Here is a 24,070-nt window from a genome sequence, read left to right on the forward strand (position 1 = left end):
TAGATGAGATTCACCTCGCCATTTTAAAAGCCTTTGTGATTAATCGCAAAATCTTAGCTATTAAAGTTTAAATTCATCGATGAGGGCCAAGTTTAATCGCTTATGTTTATCGAAAGCCCGCTGAAATGCGTTGATGACCACATCGGGAACGTCTTTACTAAATGCAAAATAGTCTTCAACTGTGTCTAGTAGAAACACCTCTTCAAAATCATCGACTTGTAACATATTTTCATTGATGGCTTTACGCAACCCAGCTCGAGAGATTGTCATTAACTCAACACGATCAGCCTTAAACATTGCTAGAGCTTGATACATATTGTTTGTTTCTACTATTTGCTGTTCGCCAAAGTGAGCATCTAACACAATTTGCTCAGTAGCATCATGGCGTATCACCGCAACTGAATGGCTATGTAGCTCAGATAGCTGCTTAGCTTTGAGTATTTTGCCTCTTTTAGCAATTAATATGTAATCAACAGAATAGATGGGACCGACCCACTTAAATTTATCAGCTCTTTGAGCTGTTTTCGACATGGCAAATAAGACGGTGCTTGGCTTGCTGATGATTTCTTTATAACCGCGTGCCCACGGCACTACTTTTATGGGCTGTGCTTTCATTCCTAATTCTTGCCATATTACCCGTAGCATCCTCACAGAGATCCCTCGCAAAACCTCGCCTTCATAAAATACCGATGGCGGATAATCTTCAGCGTAGTAGGTTAAAGATGTAGGTAAATCTACCTGCTTTTCAGGCTCGGCCCATAAAGAAAATGAAACGCTCAATAAAACAACAAGTACTCGAATATACAAATCAGATAGGCCCGTTTAAAAGGAGTATGATCGACAAAACAAGAGGCAATAAGTTCGCTGCAACAACATTTAACACCATACTTTGGGGATGCTTTGCAATATCATGTTTCAACTTTGCTAATTTAGGAATAGCCAAAAAGTTTAATAGTAAAATAGGCGTCAGCCAGGTGGCATTAAAGGGCAAGACTGACAAATACAATGCTAAGGCCAGAAGAAGCAATGCCAAAACTGCTGATACCGAAAAACAGATAATAGCCGCACTCACTGAGTAAGAAATTGCAAAATGCTTACGACCTACTTGTTGATCAGCTTTAATATCAGGTAATTGATTCACTAGCAGCAGGTTATTAATGGTGAAAAAAGGGATAAGCGCTATCAGCAACACTTGCCAGTTCAGTGTTAACCCTTGTGTAATGTAGCTGCCCAATACCATCAGTAGTGCAAACCCTAAGCCCGGTGATATTAAACATAACCAAGGGTGTCGGTTTAAGGTGTTTGTATAAGTAATTATAACCGCAAGCCCCAGCAATCCTATCGTCAACATAGGTAAACCAAAGCGATATACAAAATAAATACCAATAAGAAACAAACTACCTAATGCCAGTTGGTAAAGACTTAAAACTGACTTTTCCAATGCACTATTTTGCTTAAGTAAGCCACTACCGCCACTAAATTGTGTTCGCTCAGTGATTAAATCTAAGCCACTATGAAAATCTTGATACTCGTTTAATGTATTCACTGCGACCGCAGACAACACAGACCCTATACAGGCTAAAAGAAAATGCCAGCCATTAAACTCTGCACCATGATATTGCGCAATCGCATTACCTAACAGCACACACAGCGGTGCTAAGATCAAAAAAGGTGGCCGTGTACTTGGTAATACTAAAATAAAGTTTTTCATGACTTGTCCAGTTAAGAACTAGAGTACTTAGATTAGCAAGTATCTTTTTGTGAACATTGATTTAGCACAAGGTAAGTAATAGCTGAGGTACAATGAAATAGTCAAAGCCAAATAGCATCCTATTTAAACATTTACACAAGTAATTTCTCATGCACTTTTTCGACTGTGAATCTAAACTTTGCCCCGCCAAGTTCAGAGCGCTCACAATTGATTTCACCACCCAAAACCTGTGATACAAGGTTAAACACAATATTAAGCCCAAGACCAACATGACCTCTGTGACGCGCTAATGTGTAGAATGGGTTGAATATCTTAGTTAATTCGTTTTCAGCCACACCAATACCGTTATCTTCAACCAGCACCTCATAAAAATTGTTACGTTCATAACAAGACACTTTAATACTCAACTGACCATTCGGTTCAGCATGATTGATGGCGTTACTAATCAACAACTCCAAGACTTGCATTAACGGGTCACTATAAGTAGTAATGTTCCCGCCAGATACATCTAGAAGCTCGACATGCTTGGGGGCTCCAGATGCTTGCCAAGCAGTTTTAAAGGCAGCATTAACCAAAGCCGCAAAGCTTTCGCTTGCCCGTCCTTCACCTCGCTCTGAGACAGAGACTCGCTTAAATTGTTCAACCAAAGCGGAGGTGCGATTAACACCGCTAAAAATTAGGTCCCCACTTTCAGCCAGAACCTTAAAGCCTTCGGTTAGTTCTGCTTTAGTAATCTTATTTTCTTGAACCTTGGCATCAAGTTGCTGTAATTCAGCATGTAAATGAGTCACTGCCATCATTGCGGTACCAAGTGGTGTATTGAGCTCATGTGCAAGCCCTGCGACTAAAGAGCCTAATGCGGCCATTTTTTCAGCTTCAACCAAACTTTGTTGCGTTGCTTTTAAGTCATTCAGTGCAGCCACCAAGTCTTTGGTTCTTTGCTGTACTCTTTGCTCTAACTCCGTATTTAACACAACTAAGTCAGCCTCTTGTTGCTTCAAAATGGTGATATCATGTTGGATCCCTGCCACTCTTAAAGGTCGCCCTTCAGAGTCAGTCTCTACGACTTTGCCTTTATCTTGCACCCATGCCCACTCACCGGCTTTATTTTTTACACGATATGCAACTTCAAAAGCCTCTTCTTGCTGATTTTTTATTGACTCCAAATGCGTTGTTAAACGGTGAAAATCATCTTGATGTACGTGAGCCTTTAAGTTTTGCCAGGTTGGATCTACTTTTCCATCGGGTAATGCACTCAAGTCGTCAGCATTCTCTCTCGATACGGTTTGAGCTTTTAAGTCCCAGCTCCATAACACATCACCACTCGCCCACAGTGCTAAGCTTAACTTTTGCTCTTTTTCGGCTATTTCTGATTGGCTTTGTTTAACTAATTTCAGCTCTCTTTTATTTACCCTTTGACTATATAAGTACCAAAGCAACAACACAAAACTCAAACCTCCCAGCATTAGTAAATTTCGATTGGCAATTTCATGATTGAGCTCTGATTCGGTTAGTTTGGCTTGCTGCTTCACAAATTCTAAGTTGCGCTTGGTTTCTTCTATTTGATTCTTTACAACAAGCATTTCGACCCGCTGCTGACTATTTAAATCAAATAGCTTGTCTTTGCTCTCTCTAAAGGTAACTTGCATATCATACGCCGAGCGAAAGTCCCCAATATTGGCATACACTTGAGATAACAACTCATAGGCTTTAAACAACACCACATTTTTTTGCGCTTTTTGCGCGTACTCAATCGCTTCTTTTAACAAAGATACCGCCGACTGATGCTGTTGAGTTTGTATCGCTAGGTTAGCTTGCTCCACTAATCCTTCAGCAATGCGAGATGCAGAGTTTCGTTTTCGGTAGGTTTCCATGGCCATCGCTAAAATGCGTTCAGCATCTTCATAACGCTTCTCGGTGATCGCTATCCGTCCTAAGTACAAATTGGTTGAGCCAAGTAGCATTCGATTGTTTAATTTATTCGCCAACTCCTCTGCTTTTACTAAGTACGATTTTGCTGTTGCTAAATCTCCAGCTAATCGGTGGGTTTCACCCAAATTATTAAATGAATACACCATACCGCGCTCGTAGCCAATTTCGCGCTTGAGCTCAAGTGATTTAGTATGCATCTCAATGGCTTCTTGGTACTTTCCGAGGTCTTTGTAAACAATGGCGGTGTTATTAAAAGCAATGGCTAAACTTTTCTTATTGCCTACTTTTCTTTGTCCTTCAATCGTTTGTAATTGATAACTTAACGCGTTATCTAAATCCCCTATCGAACGATAAATTGAGCCAATTCGCCCTAAAGTGTGAACAATCCCCCTTTCGAGATCGATCGCTTTATAGTTTTCTTTGGCATTTAATAACCATTCAAATGCACGGGTAAACTTTGCCTGAGAGAAATAAGTCATGCCTATGGCGCTTTGTGTATCTGCCAGCAACTTGTAATCGCCTTTATGTTCAATCATAGACAAGACATTAAAGCGGTCGGTTAACGCCAAATCGCTATTCGACTGCTCTTCATAGATGGTTGCACGTTGCAAAAGCGCTTCAACAGTCACATCCGATAAACCTGCACTGGTCGATTCATTGATCACAGTATCAAGCAAGATCAAAGCATCTCGACGATTACCAATAAAGTTAAGCGCAACCCCTTGCCATAAATGCAGGTATAGCTTTTCTTTCGGAAATTGATTAAGGGGTAAATTAGGCTTAAGTGACTCAACAAGAGAAAGTGCCATTCTCGCATCAATAAAAGCTTGTGAGCGCATATATTGATTTAAAAGCACTAATTGCTCATGTCCTTTTGCAGCTTTAATGTCCTCAGCGCTGGGCACATCAGCCCTTAGAAAAAAGCTCATCGCACAGAAAAAGGCGAGTAAACAATAGCGCATTGATTGACTCTTTAAACCATGAACATAGTCAAAGTGTAGAGCCTAATTGCTAGGTTCGCGAATCTATAACCATTAATTAGTAATGCAAAATCAGCAACAACACATTAAGGCGTGTTGTTGCTCATCAATACATGTTTTATCAATGTATAACTCAGATAAAAAAGTAGGCATGACGATAATATTAAATACCCAAAGCTCAAGGTTAAACTGCCTGAAATATCAGCTATCCATAGCTATAACTCAAATAAAGTCATCTTTTACCCCTGAAGCGGCAAATAGATATCAGTGATGAGTTCGCACTCATCAACTTGGTGCACAAAATTATGATATTCGAAAAAACAGCAATGATCGCTCGGTAGTTCACCACTTTGAGGAAGCCACTGTTGGTAAAGCCAGCGTATCGTTTGCTCCATGTTATCGTGACTGCCAAAATGCCTGACTTTAGCGCAGCGCATGTGTGGAATAACCCCATTTTCGACAGCAAACGCGTTATCAGGTACGACAGCGTTTACTGAACCACACAGCTTAAATCGAAATGCATCTTCAGCCATAGTTTCAGGGGCACCATTTGGCATGCCAAATGTGCGACTCGCATTAATTGGCGAAAGTCCGCTACTTTGTCGCCACGCAATGAATTGCCCTGCTGTTTCGAAGATGCGATTTGCTGCGCCTTTATGCTCTAAAAACGCGATGTTAATTTGCTCAAAGTTGATAATGTCTACTTGCATGATTTGTTGCTCTATTGGTTGCGGTGAAAAATCAAATACGTCATACCAACTAGGCCAATTTGCAGCTTGTCTAAATTTTGAAGGACTTTGCTCAAACGTACGCTTAAAGGCGCGAGAAAACGCTTCAGCACTGTCAAACTTCGCTTCTAGTGCAATATCAATAATTTTGATATCACGCTCAAACGCCAAGCGAAAAGATGCCCGCTTTAATCGCGCCAGCAAAATATACTTGCCCACATTTACGCCCATAAAAGCCATAAATACGCGATGAAAATGAAATTTAGATAAAGCAGCAACATCACTAAGCACACTCACCGTTAATTCATCATCTAAATGTTGATTGATGTAATCACAAACTAGAGAAATACGTTGCCGTAAAAGATTGCTTTGCATAAAGCGCCTATGTGTTAGTAAAACTGCAGACAAGCTTAATCATACAGCAAACGCTTTACTTGACCGAAATTGCTGTATGTTCAATGTTTTAAATCAAAGCAAGAAATTAAAGATGATGTCGTGAGGTTTAGATCTGAATCAAAGAGTATGTAAAGGGGCTTTACGGTGATGATCGTGTTGAGAGCAACCCGACATAAAGTCGGTGCTACCGGGCAAAAATACCAATACACCGAATTTATTTCGCGTCTTCATTGTGAAGGGTTAACCCGACATCAAGTAGGTGCTACCGCGCAAAAACAACGGTAACAGCGAATTTATTTCGCGTCCTATGAAGACTTATTTAGGCGCGATTGCAATGATCTTACTTTGATTCGCATTACGGTCATTAATGGTTAAATAAATCTCACCATTGGGTGCTGTCACGACATCGCGAATACGACCTAGGCCTTTTAAGATGATTTCATCCTCTGTGACTTGGCCGTTTTCAATTCGCAAGCGGTGTAGTTGCTTCTTCGCCAAACTGCCGACAAATAAGTCGCCCTGCCAGTGTTTAAACTTATTGCCCGTATAAAAATTCATACCCGCAACAGCAATAGAAGGCGTCCATTGGTGCACAGGTAATTGCATACCAGGTAAATCAGTATGTGGCGTGATAGGCGTACCATTATAGTTCATACCATATGTCACTTTTGGCCAGCCATAGTTAGTGCCTTTGGTGATCAGGTTTAATTCGTCACCACCACGCGGACCGTGCTCTGTAGACCACAGTGCTCCAGTTTTAGGGTGTAACGTTAAGCCTTGCGGGTTACGGTTACCGTAAGTCCAGATGGTTTGCTGTGCGCCTTTCTCGTTATAAAACGGGTTATCTTTTGGCACGCGACCATCTTTAAAAATTCGGTGTACTTTACCGTTTTGCGTGGTGATGTCTTGCGCGCCATATTGAAGCCCTTCGTCACCATTGGTAAAGAATAAGTAATCACCTTTAATGGCAAAACGGGATCCAAAGTGCCAACCGCGATTTTGATGATTTTCTGGTTTGGCTTCAAATAAGGTTTGCTGATCTACCCACTCACCATTTTTAATTTTTCCGCGCACAATGGCTGTAAACGCCACCTCTTGGCCTTGGCTGTTTTTACCTGCATCTTTACTATACGACAAATAAATCCAGCCATTGTTTTTGTAATCTGGATCAGGATACACATCTAACAGCCCACCTTGACGTTTATGCCATACTTTAGGCGTGCCCTTAATATGTGTTTTTTTACCGCCTTTGGTCATGTGCCAAAGCTCGCCTTCGCGTAAGGTATAAAGCAAACTGCCGTCAGGTAAAAAATCCATTGCCCAAATGATGCCATCACTTTTGGTCACTTCTTTGGTTGTCACCTTGTGGTAATCCGTATTAAACGACTTGCCCATTTGCGATTCTGGCTGTTTCGCTTGCTTTGCTCTTGCACCTGCTTCACGAATGTATACAACCAGAGTACGAATTTGTTCTTCATTTAACGTCGCGCCAAATGCAGGCATACCCGCCGAAACAATACCGTTTTTAATGGCATTCGCCAGCGCAGTATCAGTGCCTTCTGTCATCCACTGGTTATCAATTAAAGAACCAGCCATGCCACCTGTTAATTCTTGACCATGGCACGATGCACAGGTTGTTTTAAATAGCTGTTCAACGTTCTGGTTATTAGCATGCGAAGCCATGCTCAACATACAAGCTGCACTTAACAGCGTGGTTTTAAACACTTTTTGATACATAATTTTGCTCGACGGTAGATCGTGTTTTGAATTAGTTGAGTATAATGAGGCACTTTTGTAATACCAATACTCTTAATTAAGTGATCTATTTTGAGGCAAGGAAAACTTATCGATAGCTAGGCGAAAATTTTGCTGTTTAGTTATTCTAAATAAGAAATTTTTAACGACGCTAGCGTTAGTTTTAATCCCTCAAAATGATTCAAGTATTATTGAGGATTGGTAAAATACCGTCAAGTTGCGATAAAGGAACATGTCTGTGCGAGAAACGTTTAAATTTTCTATTTTGTCTTTGGCTCTTTTAGGTTACGCGAGCATCAGTTTTCAAGCCTTATCAAGCGCCAATGATAAAGACATCGAAACCCTAGTCACCACCGCCAACCGCACACAAACTCAGCATTTAGACTTGATAGGTAACACCAATAAAATTACCAAACAAAGCATTGAGCAAAGCAATGCCGAGCATTTAAACCAATTGCTAAGCCAAGCATCTAGCACTTGGTTAAGTCGTGGTAACGGCCAAGAATCATTGTTATCGGTGCGTTCACCTGTTTTAACCGGCGCAGGTTCGTGTGCTGAGTTTTTAACGCTTGAAAATGGTATTAGCCTACGCGCGCCAGGCTTTTGTAACGTAAACCAATTATTCGACACTCACTTTGAACTTGCAGATAACATCGAAGTGGTAAAAGGCGCGAATTCATCTCGCTACGGCTCAAATGCCATTCATGGCACTATCAATGTGTTTAGCCCAAGTTTATATGCAACACCCATGGTGAGCGTAGAATTAGGTGAAGATAGCTTTTATCGTGTAAATGGCCTTTACAGCCAGCAAACTGAAGCCCTCGATACCCTAGTGGGCTTAACACTTACTTCAGATGGCGGCTTTCAAGATAGTTCAGGCTACGAGCAACAAAAACTCTCATTGGCGGCTTCGCACAGTTTAGGTGATTGGCAAACTACCCACAGAGTGACGCTAACCAATTTAGAGCAGGATACAGCGGGCTATTTGCAGCGTGGCGAAAACGCCTATCAAGATAAATCATTACTGCGTATTAATGACTTTCCAGATGCATATCGAAACAGTTTGTCGATGCGCTACGCCATGTTTAACACATTAAGTACGCCAAATGCAGCCTGGCAGGTTAATCCATATTTACGCCATACAGATATGGACTTTTTAATGCACTTTTTACCGGGCACGCCTGTCGAAGAAAATGGCCATTCGAGTATTGGTTTACAAGTACGTCGCGCAAGTCAGCTGTCTGATATGTTCAGTTTAACGCTTGGTTCTGACATCGACATCACTCGCGGATTTTTAAAACAAAACCAAGCCAACGACACCGAATCAAACTCTGCATTTTTACGCGGCGTATTACCGCAAGGAAGGCATTATGATTATGACGTTGATGCGCTAAGTCTTGCCACTTACGCTCAGATCGACGCCAAAATCACAGACGAACATAATGCCTTTGCCGCACTGCGTTACGATAACACCGACTACGATTATCAAAACAATTTAAGCACAGGTAATTTAAAAGACGATGGCACAGCCTGTGGCTTCGGGGGGTGTCGTTATACTCGCCCTGCGAGTCAAAGTAATCAATTTGACGATATCAGTTATGCACTTGGCTACAGCTACAAAATTGATAAACAAACACGACTATTCGCCAAACATGATCAAAGCTTCAGAGCCCCCCATACCAGCGAATTATACCGCCTACAGAACGGTCAGCTCGCCAGCGATGTAAAAAGTGTCAAAGCCAGACAAACCGAAGTTGGTGTTCGATATGTAGATAGAGACCTCTTTGCTGAGCTCTCAGTTTATCATTTAAAGAAAAAAGACGGCATTTACCAAGACGCCGACCGCCAATATTTAAATGGCCTAGATACCAAACACCAGGGCATTGAGTTTGCACTTAACCGCCAAGTAACGCGTACTATTAGTACAAAGTTGGCCTTTAGCTACAGCGAACACACTTATTTAAATAACCCAACTAATGGTGCGCAAATCAAGGGCAACGACATAGATACCGCGCCAAAATTACTCCTTAACCTGCAGATCAATTGGCAAGTTACACGAACTATCATGGCTCAGTTAGAACGCCAGCAAATAGACGACTACTTTTTAGATGCTGCCAATACACAAAGCTATGCAGGCCATAAAATTTATAATCTGCGAGCCGACTGGCAAATTAACCCACAGTTAAGCGCGTCATTTGCGATGATGAACCTCACTGACGAGCGCTACGCAGAGCGTGCCGATTTTGCCTTTGGCAATCATCGCTACTTTGTTGGTGAGCCAAGAAATATGAGCTTAAAATTAAAATACGCTTTTTAAAGCGATGATTTAGCCCTAAGTTCAACGGTGGACTCAAGCAAAGCGTTTTCGTGTGAGTCCACTTTCTAAAAGGCATTGATAGTTGAAATCTATTCTGACTATTGAGGAATAAAACTCATAGTCCAATTTGTTTCCCAACTTTTCCCCTCGTCAAATGAAAATGCCTGCGCCCATTTAGGGTTATTTGGTGTGCTAGCGTCCCACTGAAATCTTAATTTGGTTTTTCTACCCTTGATGACTTCATCGGCATAGAAAAGGCCAATGTTATTTTTAAACGAACCAACCACAGGCGTATCCACCTTATCTGGGAAGCGACCATCTAACCACCAAATAGACCAACGGCCAGTTTGAGCATTAAATGCCCTCATTGCCACAGCACGAAAGGCACCATCAGGAAAGTACAAAAGGTTATCTTCAACGTTCCCTGCTCCACCTAAAATGTGTGAAGTTGAAGAAAGCCCTTCAAATTCAACCCAACGCTTGTCTTCGCTAAACATATTATCTAGGCGCTTATGATGCACACGCCAGTTGCCTATAACAAAATCAAAATCCTGCGCCCCTGCTACATCTGCTTGCGCGACTGAATCATTTTTTCTCGCTTGTTGCTCTGTCATTTGTTGCTCCATCAAATAATTAAATTGCAAGTTGGCACTTTGTAAACTGATAAAAGCACCAATAATGAGTAGCTTATTAACTTGAGTGACATTTTGTGTCATATTTAATATATGAAAAGAGCAAAGGCCCAAAGCCACCTTGAAAGGCTAGACAAATTAGCAAGCATGCTAAAGTCCGAAGACTTTCTGACCTCGAAAGATTTATCAGACGCTTTGAATGTATCGACACGTACGCTATTTCGCGATCTCAATATTCTCAAAGCGCGTGGTATGCCAATTGATACTGACAAAGGCAGAGGCGGAGGTGTGAGGCTTCATCGGCAATGGGGACTTGGCAAAATTAATCTCACCACGAGTGAAACGATAGATTTACTGATCAGTATCGCCATTTGCGAAAAGATGAACTCGCCCTTGTTTATGAAAAGCCTGCACTCTATTCGCTACAAATTATTGGCTTTGTTGTCTCCAGATCAAAAAGCCAATATTAAAGCTCTGAGAAATCGCGTGCTCATTGGTAGTTCAGCCTCACCGCAAGTTCATGCCTCTTATGAACAATCACAGTTTCCTGAATGTCATGCGTTAAGTGCTGCATTTTTATATCAGCAACCAATCAACATCAGCTACATAGATGAAAAAAAGACGGTCACCGAGCGACTAATAGAACCTCACTATTTATACTTTAACTACCCGGTGTGGTATGTATTTGCTTGGGATCATTTAAGGCAAGATTATCGCACTTTTCGAATTGACCGCATTCAAGATTCAAACGTCATAGAAGAAACATTTGTTTTGCGGCCTTTTACTGAGTTTTCACACCTAATCGCAACCGACAGCCCAATATTACTGTAAACATCGGGCTTTACTTAGCCTTTGCACCGCTAGTCGAAATACTCACAAAGAGTGTTGAAAAGTGTTTAAAGGTGTACCTTTAAATATACATTTTCGCGCAACTTAACAACAGTTTATTACCCCTCATACTTTTAAGCTAAACGCTCATTTCATCAAGGGATATAAAAAATGTCAGTCAAATTGTTTTCTCGTACACCCATTGCAACCGCACTTTTCGCTACCCTAGTACTCAGCGGATGTTCTAGTGACAAAGATACGCGCACCGAACTGCAAAAAGCCGAAGGCGTATGGAATAAAACCGCTTACGGCGCCGTGTTAGACATTCAAGATAACAAGGTAAGTGCATATGAATACAATACATTTGGTTGTATTAAAGTGAACCAATTAAGTCATGAACAAGCCAATAAAGAATTCATCGCTGAACTTAAATCGACCGATACCGCATTAAGTTTGCGAGAGAAAGGCGAAATTCATGCGCAAACCTATACCACAAACAAAGCCTTACCAGCCCTATGTAATACACCGATTAATGTCACTGAGAACGCAACTCCAAACCAAGTTTTTGAGTATTTTTGGCATGCTTTTAACGACTACTATGCCTTCTTTGAGTTAAGAGGCGTTGATTGGTCACAACAATATGTAAAATTTAAACCGCAAATTAGTGACGACATGACTGACGACGCACTATTTAGCACACTCGCGGCGATGGTTGCCCCATTAAAAGACGGACACGTGAATATCTGGGCCAAAGATGCCAACTTTTATGTCGGTAAAGACAGCCCTTTTATGAAAGCCGCAGTCGGTATTCGAGGTAACTTTTTAAGAGCAGGCGAGCAAACCAGTTTAGATGACGTATTTAATACCATGCTTGGCCATTATACTGAAATTAGCAAAGCTTACTTACAACCTGACAGCATGTCGCAATTTCCTGCGCAGAGTGATTTTCCGACCTTACTTTGGGGCAAAACCGCTGACAATGTCGGGGTTATTGTACTCAATAACTTAGAGAGCTTTAGCGAAACCGAAGATGCCACCGCCGAAGTGCAACTGACAGCTGCAGAAACATTACTCGATAAAGTAATGGCGCAATTAAAAGACACTGATGGCCTCATTTTAGATATACGTAATAATCAAGGTGGACACGATGCCATCGCCTTAGAAGTTGCCAACTATTTTGCAGATAAAACCGTACTCGCAGTTAATAAACAAGCAGTGACACCTGCTGGCATGGGCGTACCAGTTAGATATCAAGTGCTTAAAAATGACAGCGCTTATACGAACCCAGTTTACTTGCTAACCAGTCAAATGACTGTAAGTGCAGGTGAAGTGCTGGCTATGACTTTAGAACAGTTCGACCATGTTCATACTGTTGGCGAACCAACCTCAGGCGCACTGTCTGACATATTAACGTTTACGCTGCCAAATGGCTGGGAGATCGGCCTTTCAAACGAAGTGTATCGCAACGCTCAAGGCAAAGCATTTGAATTAACAGGTATTGAGCCTAAGCATGCACAGAGCGCCTTCTCAGTTCATTCATTCGACGAAGCACGCTTTTCAAGTTATGACTTTGCGCTTGAGCAACTGAACAAACACACTCACCCAACACTCGCAGTAGACGAATTCGAAACCGCACTTGAGCAATTACAAACCAAAGGCAATATTCCTAGCATCGCAGTGGGCGTAATTCATGACGGCAAAGTGGTTTATCAAAATGGTTTTGGGATCGCAGATGAAAGCGGTACCCCAGTGACAGCAGACAGTCGCTTTTACCTCGCGTCAGTCAGTAAAACACTACTGGGTGCCACACTGGCTCATGCAGAAGGTCAAGGGCAGATTAAATTAGATAAGAACATCGCACCACTGCTGCCGTTTTCAATTGATAACCCGACTTCTGATAAACCCATTACCCTAAGACATTTGATCACCCACAGCAGTGGTATTCTCGACAATAACGCCGTCTATTTGTGTAGCTACTATTTACGTGACAACCACAGCAGTTTAATGAACTTATTGGCACAAAATAATAAGTGCCCGCAAGAAATTGACCCAGATATGCCACGCTTTTTCGAAAACTATTTATCAGCGCAAGGCGACTATTATTTTAATGAAAACTTTAGCAGCCAATTTGGACTCAAGCCGGGTGATGCCTCTATTTATTCTAATGTTGGCGCAGCATTGGCGGGCTATATACTTGAACAAGATAGTCAGCAAAGCCTACCTAGCTTGAGCCAAAAAACGGTGTTTGGCCCACTTAATATGCACAACACAGAATGGGCCATCGACAAACCTCAAAAGCCCATTGTTCAGCGAGCTGGATTTAAACCACAAACCGGCGAATTATTTACTCTGCCCGATTACGGCTCTGTCACATACAGCGATGGTAATGCCGTCTCTAACGTGAAAGACTTGAGTCAATTTTTGCTTGCCAGTATCCATGAAGGCAAAATCGGTGAAGAACAAGTACTTGACCAAAACGCAGTTAAAAACATGTTATCGATACAATATGAGCCTGCACAAACCGTGCTACACCATGGCTACTTTTGGAATATCGACCAGCAGTTTATTTCTCATGGCGGCACCGACTTTGGCGTACGCAATAAAATATTTGCCGACCTAAAACGTAAAAACGGCTTTGTTTTATTGACCAACGCCGATGCGTTTAACGAAAACAGTGAACAAACATTCACTGAAATAGAAGCGTTAGTAAGAACCTTTGCTAATGGTTATGAGGAGTAGATAGAAATACTACCTAAATAGAGCGTAAAGCCCCTTTACGCTCTTTATACTTAATGTAAAAGTTAATTAATCGGCTCGTACCTAGTCGGTAAAGCACTAAATTGCAGCCAAGTGTCGCTTTGCATCCAACGTTTCTTTTTCGGAATTTCGATCACAAATTCGTCGTCTGTTTTGTATGTTTTAGTTTTGCCTTTGCTGTCTTTTACAGAAATGGTCGAAGGAGCATCGAATGTGAACTTTATTTCATCCATACTCGGAACGAACATAGAGAATCCGCCTGCCATTTGTTCAGCAAAGTTATTCACGTCATCAAGTAGCAAAAACACCTCTGAGTATTTAAGCTCTTTGCTTTCTATCGGCTTTAAGCTCATCGTGATGGCTATACCAACATCGTCTTTACTGTAATTTGAATGGAGCAAAGTTTTATCTGCATCTGCCTGTGACAAAATGGGCAGGCCAATATTTCCTTCTTCATCAAAGGTCGCTTCAGCGAGCACTTTACCTTCTTGCTCTAACCAAACTTTCACATCACTCTGTTGAATGTCTGGGTTGTTAATTTTAAGCTTAAATAGAGAGCTAAAGTATTGCGACTTTGCTTGATTAGTCGCCATATCGCGATATTGATTCATTTTTCCATATTCAATACTGCGCCCTTCGGCGTAACTAAAGTGACTAAAAAGAGAGCTGCTAATTAATACACTTGCTGCAAATACTGTTGATAATTTCATTATTATGCTTCCTTGGTAGTTGTGTGAAATACCAACCCTCAATAATACTCAATCATTTTGAGGGACTAAAACTGACGCTAGCTTCGTTAAAAACTTTTCATTTAGAACAACTAAACATCAAAATTTTCGCCTCACTATCGACAAGTTTTTCTTGCCTCAAAATAGCTCGCTTAATTAAGAGGATTGGTATAACTGACTTAGATGCATACAGGAAAGTTCAAAAGGATTTTTAAAGATTCTGATTTTTATAGGAAAGTAGAGGGCAATAAAGCGATGTTTGCCATCGCTTTATTAAAAGAAAGAGAGAAGTAAATTAAGACTTAACAGCCATCCAAATCGCTGTTGCTACAACTAAGGCTGCAGCGCCCAAAATGCCGAGCCAAGCTGTCGACTTGCTCTCTTTTGCAGGCTGCTCAGGTGAACTGTCAGAAGCTGGCGCATCATTTTGCAGAGCACTGTCTGAGCTTTCATTATTTTTTGACTCACTCTCAGCTTTACTTTCTTCTGCAACAGGCGCTGTGCTAGTAGCCACTTGTGACTCTGGGGCCACTGCTACTTCTTCAGCTTGCTCTGTGACTTCAGTAAGCTCTAATTGCCATTGATAGCCTCTTTTTGAAAAGGTTTTAATCGCATCGTTACCAAAAATGGCACGTAAGTGACTGATGTTCTGAAAGACGACTTGTTCAGACACGGTTTTGTCTGGCCAAACCGTTTCTAATAGCTCTGCTTTAGACAGAATTCTATCGTTATTCAAAATAAAGAACTTGAGCATATTCGCAGCTCTGTCTTTTAGCTTAATAACCTTTCCGTGGCGGGTAAGGATTTTGTGTTCACAATCGAACTGGAAAATCTGAAAACTAAACTTCATGTTTTTTAAGAAATAATTAACAACAGGTTAAGAGTAAAGGAATGAAGCCCAGAGGTAAAGCCCCTGTCTGTAAAGGGGCGTTACAATATGATTTTATTTCATGGCGTTGTACTTTTTTGTTGCTAGATAGCCACACGGCAATGTAAATAATGCAACGCCTAATAAATGCCACGCTAAATTAAAGCCTTGGTGCATCTCTAAAATGCTCAGCCCTAATTGAGATAAGTGATAGCTTGGTAATGCCCATGCAAACCACTGTAGTGCTTCAGGAAACATAGTAATAGGTAGCCATAAGCCTGACAGCATCGAAATGGGTAAGTAAATCAGATTAACAAGCGCAGGGGCCGATTTGGCTGAAAAACTTAAGCCCATCACTAAGCCAAGCATGCAAAATGGTAAAGTGCCTACCAGCGCTAACGCATATACCTGACCCCATTTAAGTAGCGACATACTCACGCCTGCAAACAGCACAGCTAAACTAGAGAGAAATATAAATATCAAGGTCGAGAACACTAAAGCGGTAAAAGCTTTACCCATTAAGTACTGACTAGCAGGCATGGGCGATAGTTGTTTCAACGCCAATAAACCTTGCTCCCTATCGGTTGCGATATTGACCCCAAAATTGAATAAAGCGGGGCCCATCACCCCAAAAATGATGTAGTTTATTAGCAAATAGCTGCTGGTTTTTTCATCTCCCATAGCGACACCAAAAAACAGGTAAAAGGCACATGGAAACGCTAAGGTCGGGATCACAAAGCCTAAGTTTCTAAATACACTTTTAGAATCGCACCACGCTTCTTGTTTGAGACTATATAAACTTATGCTACTCATGCTGCTTGCTCCTTGGCTGATTTGTCTGAAGCTGAATTTGTCGATGTTTTATTTTCGTGTACAGCGGTTTCTGTCAGTGAAATAAAGGTTTGCTCTAACGATGAAGGTTTAATACTGAGTAAGTCGCAGTTTAACCCCTTCGCAAATGCTTGCTTTAACAGTGTGTTTGGTGATTTACAGCGGGTTGCAGCTTTACCCTCATTTACCTGCCACGACCACTCAGGTAATAAAGCTGAGATTTCAGACTCATTCAGTTCACAAGCAAAGCTCACTTCACTTAACTGCATATTGTGACTTAACTCACTTGGCGAGCCCTGTGCAATGATCTTTCCCTCATTTAAAATGAATAACTCATCGCTTAGGGCTTCAGCTTCTTCCATATAGTGGGTAGTTAACACGACTGTTTTGCCCTGTGCTTTTAATTGTCGAATGGTTTGCCACATTTGCTGGCGTGCATTCACGTCCATTGCCAAACTCGGCTCATCTAAAAACACCAGTTGTGGATCGCCAATAATGGCAATGGCAAACAATAAGCGCTGCTTTAAGCCCCCTGATAACTTACTAAATTGCGTGTTTTCATGGGCATTTAAATCACTCAAACGCAACGCTTTAGAAACAGACATCGGCGATTTATAGTAGCTTGCGAATAAGTTTAATTGCTCAAGTACAGTCAAATTCGCGGGTAAACTACCTATTTGTAGCATAGCGCCTACTTTGGCCTTCGCAGCAGCGGAGCCTGCTTTATTACCCAGCACTTCTATGCTGCCCTGTGACGCTTTTAAACGCCCAAGCAACAGGTTAATTAAGGTTGTTTTACCTGCACCATTGGCTCCTAAAAATCCGTAAACGCGACCTGCTTGTAGCGAGAAATCTAAGCCATTCAGAACAGCTTTGTCACCATATCTATGGTGTAAGTTGTTAACCGAAACCACTGCTGAATTAGTCATAGTTCACCTCGGTATTCTTTGATTTGCTATAAAATGGCTTACCACGATTATATTTATAAGTGCTTAATGCTGCGGCAATTAAGCTATATGCCATACCTAATACTGCCCACATCATGCTTTCCATAACCAATTCCTCAGTGCGAGATTAACTTTGATGGGTTTAGTATGACTAAAGGCATCATAGGGTTTCAGTGAGCTTTGTCATTGATCGATATGACAAGTGTCATGTTTTTATCGACGTAGGTTATTAATTCAGTGCTGCAAATGCTAAATTAGCTCATTCAGTTTAAGGCCAGATAATTTAGGTAGCCTGTGACGCAATTTTTTAAACATATCGGGATGGTGATCGCCATGACAATCAGCGCCAGCGGTGCAACGAAAACGCTCAATCATGCCTCTGAACTACCTTTAGAAGCACAACTTGGTCAAAAGTTGATGCTAGATTTTCGTTATTACTGCGAAAATGGCGAGTCAAAAGCCTGTAGACAAGGCATGACCGAGTTGCCTACAGCACTTGCCGATTTGATTGCTAAACACCACATTGGTGGCGTGATCTTATTTGCCGAGAACGTGCCTGACACTACGCAGATCGTAACACTCACTAATGATTTACAGACTGCAGCAAAACAAGCTAAACATCCACAGCCGTTGTTTATATCGATTGACCAAGAAGGTGGCCGTGTAGCCCGTATCAACCGCGCTGAGGCAACTTCTTTTACGGGTAATATGAGCATAGGAGCCACTTACCATAAACACGGTACGCACTATGCAAAGTTAGTTGCCACCGCCATTGGTAAAGAGCTAAACAGCCTTGGTATTAATGTAAACTTTGCGCCAACCGTTGATGTGAATAACAACGCAGATAATCCAGTGATCAACGTTCGTTCTTTCTCAGAGAACCCACTCGAAGTTGCCAAAATGGGCGCCGCGCAGGTAGAAGCATTTGAAGCGCAAAATGTTATTTCAGCGCTTAAACATTTTCCGGGTCACGGTGATACGTCGGTCGATAGCCACACAGGTTTGCCACTTGTTAAACATGATTTAAAACGTATTGAACAAGTTGAGCTGGCGCCTTTTAAATACATTATTGATAAACACGAACCGGGCATGATCATGACGGCGCATATTCAATATCCTGCGCTCGATAACAGCACCTTTGTGAATAAACAAGGTGAGGTCATGGTTAAACCGGCTACATTGTCGCGTAAAATTATGCATGACTTGCTACGAGAAAAGCTCAACTACCAAGGTGTGACGGTGACCGATGCACTCGATATGGCGGGGATCAGCCACTTTTTTTCCCCAACATCCGCGGTGATTGAAACTTTTAAAGCAGGGGTTGATATTGCCCTAATGCCGATTGCCATTCGTACCCCTGACGATATTCAAAAGCTCGATGAACTAATGAGTGCACTGAATGCGGCGGTCGCCTTAGGTGAGTTAAATAAATCTGAAATAGCACAATCGGCACAGCGTATTATTTCACTCAAACAACAATTTTTAGCAAACCAAGCGCCCCGCTCTGCCGCCATTGCTAAAGCGACATTAGGGAACCCAAGTCACCGACAACTTGAAAGTGAACTCGCTGTTGCAGCTATTACTCAAGTAAAAAACCAAGGCCTGCTGCCTATTCAAGCCAAACATAAACACATTCATTTGGTCATGCCTGATACGCAAAAATGCCATGCTCTTGAGCAAGCCTTACTTTCTTTAAGCAAGCGAGTGTTACATATTACGTGCAGTAGCTTGCAAGGATTTGATCCAAAACAAGCAGATCAAAATATTACTAACTCAGACCTGATCATCGCCGCCCATGCCAGCCCACAACAAAGTGCAGTGGAGATTGGTGGTATGGATGATGTAAAGGCCCTTGACAGTTTTAAGCTCAAACGTAATGAACAGCCAAAAGCATTACTAGCGCTGCTTAAGCAGGCAAAACTTGCTGAAAAGCCAACGCTATTTATTAGCCTTCGCGCGCCCTATGAGATCCCGGCTTATGCACCATACGCACAAGCAGTTTTGGCCAGTTATGCCTACAATGTCGATGTAGTTAGTAAAAATGTGATCTCTGGCCCTGCGTTTACTGCGCTCGCTAAAGTGATTTTGGGCTTAGAAAAGCCTGAAGGCCAACTCCCTGTTAGTATTTAAAGGAAGCAAACATGTTATTAAATTGCGATTTAGGTGAAAGCTTTGGCGCATGGCAAATGGGGTTAGATAGCCACGCCATGCAAGTAATTGATTTAGCAAATATTGCTTGTGGCTTCCACGCTGGCGACCCGGATGTGATGGCTCAAACCCTCACGCTTGCTAAACAACATAATGTTCAAATTGGTGCTCACCCAAGCTATCCCGACAAACAAGGTTTTGGTCGCCGCTCTATGAAGCTCAGTCATGATGAGTTAGTAAATTGTTTGCACTATCAAATTGCAGCTTTAGATGGCATGTCACAAGTTCATGGTTTATCAATTAGCTATGTAAAGCCACATGGTGCACTGTATAACGATATGATGGCCGATAACAGCATTTTAGAGACTGTTATGCAGGCTGTAGGTAGCTATGCCAAGCCGCTAAAGTTAATGCTACTGGCGACCAACGAGCAAGCGTCGCACTTGGCTATGGCTGAAAAATATAACCTACCATTGTTGTTTGAAGCATTTGCGGATCGCTTATATACCAACGAAGGGCGTTTAACCCCTAGAACTGAGCCGAATGCGGTACATGACAAGCCTGCCTTAATGGCACAAGTCCAGCAGTTGTTGACTCAAGGCACAGTCACAACGGGCTCAGGAAGCACGCTCGCACTAAAAGCAGATACTTTATGTGTACATGGAGATAACGAAGCCAGTATTGCCTTAGTGAAAGAAATTAAGCAATTGATTGATAAAGAGATGCTGAAATAACTGTTCAGACACAAAAAAGCCAGATCAAAATTTTACCTAGTAAAAATATGATCTGACTTTTTCAATTAAGCTAAAGCTTTAAGCGCTGCGTGTTGTGATTGCTAGCTCGACTCTAGAAGCATAAAATACCGGATAGTCTACAACCAATTGGCTTAATGTCAGCAGCCTAGCAATATCGATCAATATTATGAACGTTTTTAATCAAGAAAGAGAAAGGTTAAAAAGTAGGAAGGATAAAAGCCGCGGTTTAAAACTCAAAACCACAGCTTGAACATAGGTTAGCTATCAGCACGACCCATGAATTTTTTCTCATCAGTGTTAATTTTGATTTTATCACCTGTAGAAATATGCTCTGGTACTTGAACAATTAAACCAGTCGTTAGCGTGGCAGGCTTTGTACGTGCACTTGCTGAAGCGCCTTTAATTGAAGGTGATGTGTCTTCAATTACTAGTTCTACGCTTGATGGTAAGTCGATAGAAACCGGCGAGCCTTCAACTAAAACTGCCTGTAAGCCTTTTGTTTCTTCGTTAATAAATAGTACTTGCTCAGCAATTGAAGACGTATTGATGTTATATGGCGTGTAATCTTCTTCATCCATAAACACGTGTTCTTCACCGTCGATATAAGACAGCATAACCGGGCGACGTACTAAATCAGCCAGATTTAACATTTCTTCAGCTTTGAACGTTTCGTCAACTTTGCCGCCTGTTACAACATCGTACATACGCATACGGTATAAACTACCGCCAGCACGACCTTGAGGTACCGAACGCTCGATATCACGTACAATCATTACGCGACCGTTGTAATCAATGGCATTATGTTTTTTTATTTCACTTGCCTTAGGCATGACTTTTATCTCTTTGAAAATAAATTTGCCAAAAACTACCATGAAGTCATTAAAACGCCAAGTACAGAAGGCAAGAGATATGTAAAAGGAAGAAACGAGGGAAGTAAGTTGGCTAATTGAATAACCAACTTATTAAAGTAGGCTAATTAACTGCGTCTAATTGCGCTAGCAGTGTTTCTTTTCTGAGTAGACCAAAACAAACAACACTCACGACTGCAAAAATACCGTACATAGATAACACATAAATCCAGTCATTTTGCTGTGAGAACAAAAATACATTCGTACCGTCATTGATAACGAAAATATTGATCAGTGAAAAAAGAAATACTAAATTGAAGTAGACATATTTGCCTGAACTGCTTGCATAAGCCCCTATAAACATTGCGAACAAGCTTATATAGAAGCCAATACACGACAAACCACCTGTCATATTGCTAGGGTAAAAGGCCATCAGTGATAATAAAACAGCACACCAGCCAGTAACCTTGTTGAGCATATTCTATCCTTGAGAATGTACTTGTTAATATTTGTAATCATGCGTAATGCCAAGTAAGTATGTATTGACTTATCTAAAAAAACAACGCCTTTTCGTTAAAATAACTTTAACCAGCGATTAACTTTTTTATTTGTGCTTTTAACTCAGGTATTAACGCTTGTTCGAACCAAGGGTTTTTAGCACGCCATGGCTGATTCCTTGGGCTTGGATGAGGCAAAGCAATTCGCTTTGGTAGCATAGAGGGCCATTGCTGCACCAGCTGGGTCACTGACTTAAAATTGTTACAATAATAACGCTGTGAATACTGACCAACTAATATGTGTAATTGTATCTGCTTAAAGTAACCCTTTAGTGGCTGGCGCCAAGTTTGTGCACATAGCTTCGGAGGGGGTAGATCACCACTTTTTCCTTTACCAGGATAACAAAACGCCATCGGCACAATGGCAAATAAGTCCGGATCATAAAACTGTGCTTCGGTTACTCCCAGCCAATCTCTAAGGGTTTCGCCACTTTGATCGTTAAACAGCTTACCCGTTTGATGAACTCTCAGACTTGGGGCTTGCCCTGAGATCAGAATTTTAGCAACTGGTGAAGCTTGAATGACAGGTCGAGCACCAAAGGGAAGTGCTTCGTCGCAAAGTCGACACGCCGTAATTTGGTCAATTAAATTCATATTCTCATGCTGGTAATTTATGTTCAGATCATTATTTTACTAAGTAAATCTGAATTAAGGGCAATAAATTTTTTTAAAAACGCAGGCTCATGAGCTAACAGTAATAAAGAAATATTTTAAATGGATATTTGCTAAATACCTTCAACTCTTTCCCTTACCAATCTAGTTACTTTAATCCTATTTATAACAACCCGCTATTTTATTGGGCCATACAGATCACGATTTTATCAACTTAAGCGTTAGCTATACGACAACGCCTACCACTTTCTGACAAAACATCTTCTATATGAAAAAGTTATTAACATTTAGGCATTGATAACTCTTTTTGGATCATAATTTTACTAAGCTAGTTAGTAAAATTATGATCTTTCTAAAACTAATAAGTCATCAAGTTAGTATAAACATGATCTAGAAGTCTTAAATGAATAATTAAAAAGACTTTTAGTTAGTAAAAATATGATCTTGGAATTAATTAAAGGGGCTCAGTAAGTAAAATCGTGATCTGTCACAAAACCAGTTGGTAAAAAACTGATCTTTATAAAGTATCATTTAGCTTAACGCCATTTTAGTTAGTAAAAATATGATCTCAATAACTTTCATGGGCAGAAAAACCCTTTGCTATTTTAAGAGTTTCTATGAAAGTACGATGACATTGAGGCTCATAAGCTATATTCAATCTAAGTGTAAAGGGGGTTTACACTTGCTGATTTAGGTTTTATTGGTATCATCATCACTCACACCAAATTTTTACTAACTCAGAGTTTATTTATGCATATTTGGGTCGATGCGGACGCATGTCCAGCAGTTATCAAAGAAATACTTTTCCGCGCAGCTGAGCGCACTAAAACACACACAACATTGGTCGCAAATCATAGTATGCGCGTCCCTGTCACACAATATGTGAACTTGCTCCAAGTGAGCAAAGGCTTTGATATTGCTGATAATGAGATTGTAAAAAGAGTTAAGAAGGACGATTTGGTTATCACTTCTGATATTCCACTTGCTGCGGAAGTACTAGAGGAGGGCGCTTTTGCATTGAGCCCAAGAGGCGAAAAGTTTACTGAGAACAATATCAAGCAAATCCTTAATATGCGGGATTTTATGGATACTATGCGAAGCAGTGGTGTAGAAATGTCAGGGGGACCAGCAAAATTAAACAGCACCGATAAGCAAACCTTCGCCAACGCACTTGATAGCCTGCTAGCACAACACAGATCATGAAATTATCAACTCAAGGATTAGGAGTAGAAGAGGGCTTAATCGCAATCTATGTTGAAAACCCGCCCAGCATATCTGAATACCACAATCTTCAATCAGTACAAGAACTTAGCACAGGTGAGATCAATGCTATAAACCAAGCATGTGGTAATGGCTGGCGTAAAGTTTTCAATGTTTATGCAAAAATCTTGGCTGAGTGGCAGCACCGAGATCATCATTTTACTAACTTTAAGCGTTGGCAAGACTACCGAGATAAAGTACTGCTACAAAGGCATAGCCAAGAGGCACTGCTCTTTAGTCCACCAAACTTCTCTGAAAAAAATTATAAATTTCATGTTATTGCAGGCAGAACATATGCCAAGAAATTACTCAGAGATCACATTTTTACTAACTCTTTGGTATGGATAGATGAGGAGTTCGCTATCGACAAAGTTAGTAATTTAGTGATCTGTCCGTATTTAGACTACAGGCAATTAAGTAATATAAAGATAACTCGGCTGGTAGAGCTCTTAACTGAGTTAGAACGCACGAGTGCTTAAA

The 24,070-nt window shown here is 41.2% G+C and carries 21 protein-coding genes; 7 read left to right on the forward strand and 14 right to left on the reverse strand.

Annotation, left to right across the window (positions count from 1 at the left end; all coding sequences use genetic code 11):
• Positions 1–60: 60 nt before the first annotated feature.
• From AAEU28_RS09865 to AAEU28_RS09885, 5 genes are all read right to left on the reverse strand, one after another.
• Positions 61–780, reverse strand: a complete 720-nt coding sequence (locus AAEU28_RS09865) for a substrate-binding periplasmic protein (RefSeq protein ID WP_421963958.1) — start codon at positions 778–780, stop codon at positions 61–63.
• Positions 781–808: 28 nt separating this feature from the next.
• Positions 809–1,711, reverse strand: a complete 903-nt coding sequence (locus AAEU28_RS09870; protein WP_421963959.1) for a prenyltransferase — start codon at positions 1,709–1,711, stop codon at positions 809–811.
• 131 nt (positions 1,712–1,842) lie between these two features.
• On the reverse strand, positions 1,843–4,605 hold the full coding sequence (locus AAEU28_RS09875; protein ID WP_421963960.1) for a tetratricopeptide repeat protein: 2,763 nt from the start codon (positions 4,603–4,605) through the stop codon (positions 1,843–1,845).
• A gap of 257 nt (positions 4,606–4,862) precedes the next feature.
• Complete coding sequence (locus AAEU28_RS09880; RefSeq protein WP_421963961.1) at positions 4,863–5,726, reverse strand: AraC family transcriptional regulator; 864 nt, start codon at positions 5,724–5,726, stop codon at positions 4,863–4,865.
• A gap of 336 nt (positions 5,727–6,062) precedes the next feature.
• Positions 6,063–7,484: a PQQ-dependent sugar dehydrogenase gene (locus AAEU28_RS09885; RefSeq protein ID WP_421963962.1), complete on the reverse strand. Its 1,422-nt coding sequence runs from the start codon at positions 7,482–7,484 to the stop codon at positions 6,063–6,065.
• 250 nt (positions 7,485–7,734) lie between these two features.
• Between AAEU28_RS09885 and AAEU28_RS09890 the strand changes: the two genes are divergently transcribed.
• Positions 7,735–9,819, forward strand: a complete 2,085-nt coding sequence (locus AAEU28_RS09890; RefSeq protein ID WP_421963963.1) for a TonB-dependent receptor — start codon at positions 7,735–7,737, stop codon at positions 9,817–9,819.
• 98 nt (positions 9,820–9,917) lie between these two features.
• Here the strand turns inward: AAEU28_RS09890 and AAEU28_RS09895 are convergent, their stop codons facing one another.
• Positions 9,918–10,535 (reverse strand): DUF1579 domain-containing protein, encoded by a 618-nt coding sequence (locus AAEU28_RS09895; protein WP_421963964.1) that lies wholly within the window; start codon positions 10,533–10,535, stop codon positions 9,918–9,920.
• A 9-nt stretch (positions 10,536–10,544) separates the two neighbouring features.
• On the opposite strand from AAEU28_RS09895, the gene AAEU28_RS09900 reads away from it, so the two are divergent.
• Positions 10,545–11,282 carry a helix-turn-helix transcriptional regulator gene (locus AAEU28_RS09900; RefSeq protein WP_421963965.1) on the forward strand — a complete coding sequence of 246 codons (738 nt, stop codon included), beginning with the start codon at positions 10,545–10,547 and terminating at the stop codon, positions 11,280–11,282.
• A 168-nt stretch (positions 11,283–11,450) separates the two neighbouring features.
• Positions 11,451–14,018, forward strand: a complete 2,568-nt coding sequence (locus tag AAEU28_RS09905) for a serine hydrolase (protein ID WP_421963966.1) — start codon at positions 11,451–11,453, stop codon at positions 14,016–14,018.
• Positions 14,019–14,080: 62 nt separating this feature from the next.
• On the opposite strand, the gene AAEU28_RS09910 is transcribed toward AAEU28_RS09905, so the two are convergent.
• From AAEU28_RS09910 to AAEU28_RS09930, 5 genes are all read right to left on the reverse strand, one after another.
• Positions 14,081–14,746 carry a DUF2987 domain-containing protein gene (locus AAEU28_RS09910; protein ID WP_421963967.1) on the reverse strand — a complete coding sequence of 222 codons (666 nt, stop codon included), beginning with the start codon at positions 14,744–14,746 and terminating at the stop codon, positions 14,081–14,083.
• A gap of 313 nt (positions 14,747–15,059) precedes the next feature.
• Positions 15,060–15,518, reverse strand: a complete 459-nt coding sequence (locus tag AAEU28_RS09915; protein ID WP_421963968.1) for a winged helix-turn-helix domain-containing protein — start codon at positions 15,516–15,518, stop codon at positions 15,060–15,062.
• 189 nt (positions 15,519–15,707) lie between these two features.
• A complete protein-coding gene (locus AAEU28_RS09920; RefSeq protein WP_421963969.1) occupies positions 15,708–16,445 on the reverse strand; it encodes an ABC transporter permease in 738 nt (245 codons plus the stop codon).
• Entirely contained in the window at positions 16,442–17,392 is a 951-nt protein-coding gene (locus AAEU28_RS09925; RefSeq protein WP_421963970.1) for an ABC transporter ATP-binding protein, read from the reverse strand. Before AAEU28_RS09925 ends, AAEU28_RS09920 begins: the two co-directional genes overlap by 4 nt.
• Positions 17,385–17,516 carry a hypothetical protein gene (locus tag AAEU28_RS09930; protein WP_421963971.1) on the reverse strand — a complete coding sequence of 44 codons (132 nt, stop codon included), beginning with the start codon at positions 17,514–17,516 and terminating at the stop codon, positions 17,385–17,387. Before AAEU28_RS09930 ends, AAEU28_RS09925 begins: the two co-directional genes overlap by 8 nt.
• Before the next feature lie 227 nt (positions 17,517–17,743).
• On the opposite strand from AAEU28_RS09930, the gene AAEU28_RS09935 reads away from it, so the two are divergent.
• Both AAEU28_RS09935 and AAEU28_RS09940 read left to right on the forward strand, forming a co-directional pair.
• The gene (locus tag AAEU28_RS09935) at positions 17,744–19,540 is read left to right on the forward strand and encodes a glycoside hydrolase family 3 protein (RefSeq protein ID WP_421964194.1); all 1,797 of its coding nucleotides are present in this window, start codon (positions 17,744–17,746) and stop codon (positions 19,538–19,540) included.
• Positions 19,541–19,551: 11 nt separating this feature from the next.
• Positions 19,552–20,292: a 5-oxoprolinase subunit PxpA gene (locus AAEU28_RS09940; protein WP_421963972.1), complete on the forward strand. Its 741-nt coding sequence runs from the start codon at positions 19,552–19,554 to the stop codon at positions 20,290–20,292.
• Between the two features lie 278 nt (positions 20,293–20,570).
• Here the strand turns inward: AAEU28_RS09940 and yeiP are convergent, their stop codons facing one another.
• The 3 genes from yeiP to AAEU28_RS09955 form a co-directional block, all read right to left on the reverse strand.
• Positions 20,571–21,143 (reverse strand): elongation factor P-like protein YeiP, encoded by a 573-nt coding sequence (gene yeiP / locus AAEU28_RS09945; RefSeq protein WP_058031736.1) that lies wholly within the window; start codon positions 21,141–21,143, stop codon positions 20,571–20,573.
• Between the two features lie 142 nt (positions 21,144–21,285).
• Positions 21,286–21,639, reverse strand: a complete 354-nt coding sequence (locus AAEU28_RS09950; protein WP_421963973.1) for a hypothetical protein — start codon at positions 21,637–21,639, stop codon at positions 21,286–21,288.
• 106 nt (positions 21,640–21,745) lie between these two features.
• Positions 21,746–22,312, reverse strand: coding sequence for a uracil-DNA glycosylase family protein (locus AAEU28_RS09955; RefSeq protein ID WP_421963974.1), 567 nt, complete (start codon positions 22,310–22,312; stop codon positions 21,746–21,748).
• 768 nt (positions 22,313–23,080) lie between these two features.
• Between AAEU28_RS09955 and AAEU28_RS09960 the strand changes: the two genes are divergently transcribed.
• Both AAEU28_RS09960 and AAEU28_RS09965 read left to right on the forward strand, forming a co-directional pair.
• Positions 23,081–23,533: a YaiI/YqxD family protein gene (locus AAEU28_RS09960; RefSeq protein WP_390443362.1), complete on the forward strand. Its 453-nt coding sequence runs from the start codon at positions 23,081–23,083 to the stop codon at positions 23,531–23,533.
• Positions 23,530–24,069, forward strand: coding sequence for a DUF6942 family protein (locus AAEU28_RS09965; RefSeq protein WP_421963975.1), 540 nt, complete (start codon positions 23,530–23,532; stop codon positions 24,067–24,069). Before AAEU28_RS09960 ends, AAEU28_RS09965 begins: the two co-directional genes overlap by 4 nt.
• The last annotated feature ends 1 nt before the right edge of the window (position 24,070 follow it).

It is taken from the genome of Pseudoalteromonas sp. SS15, assembly GCF_049257195.1.
Taxonomy (GTDB): domain Bacteria; phylum Pseudomonadota; class Gammaproteobacteria; order Enterobacterales; family Alteromonadaceae; genus Pseudoalteromonas.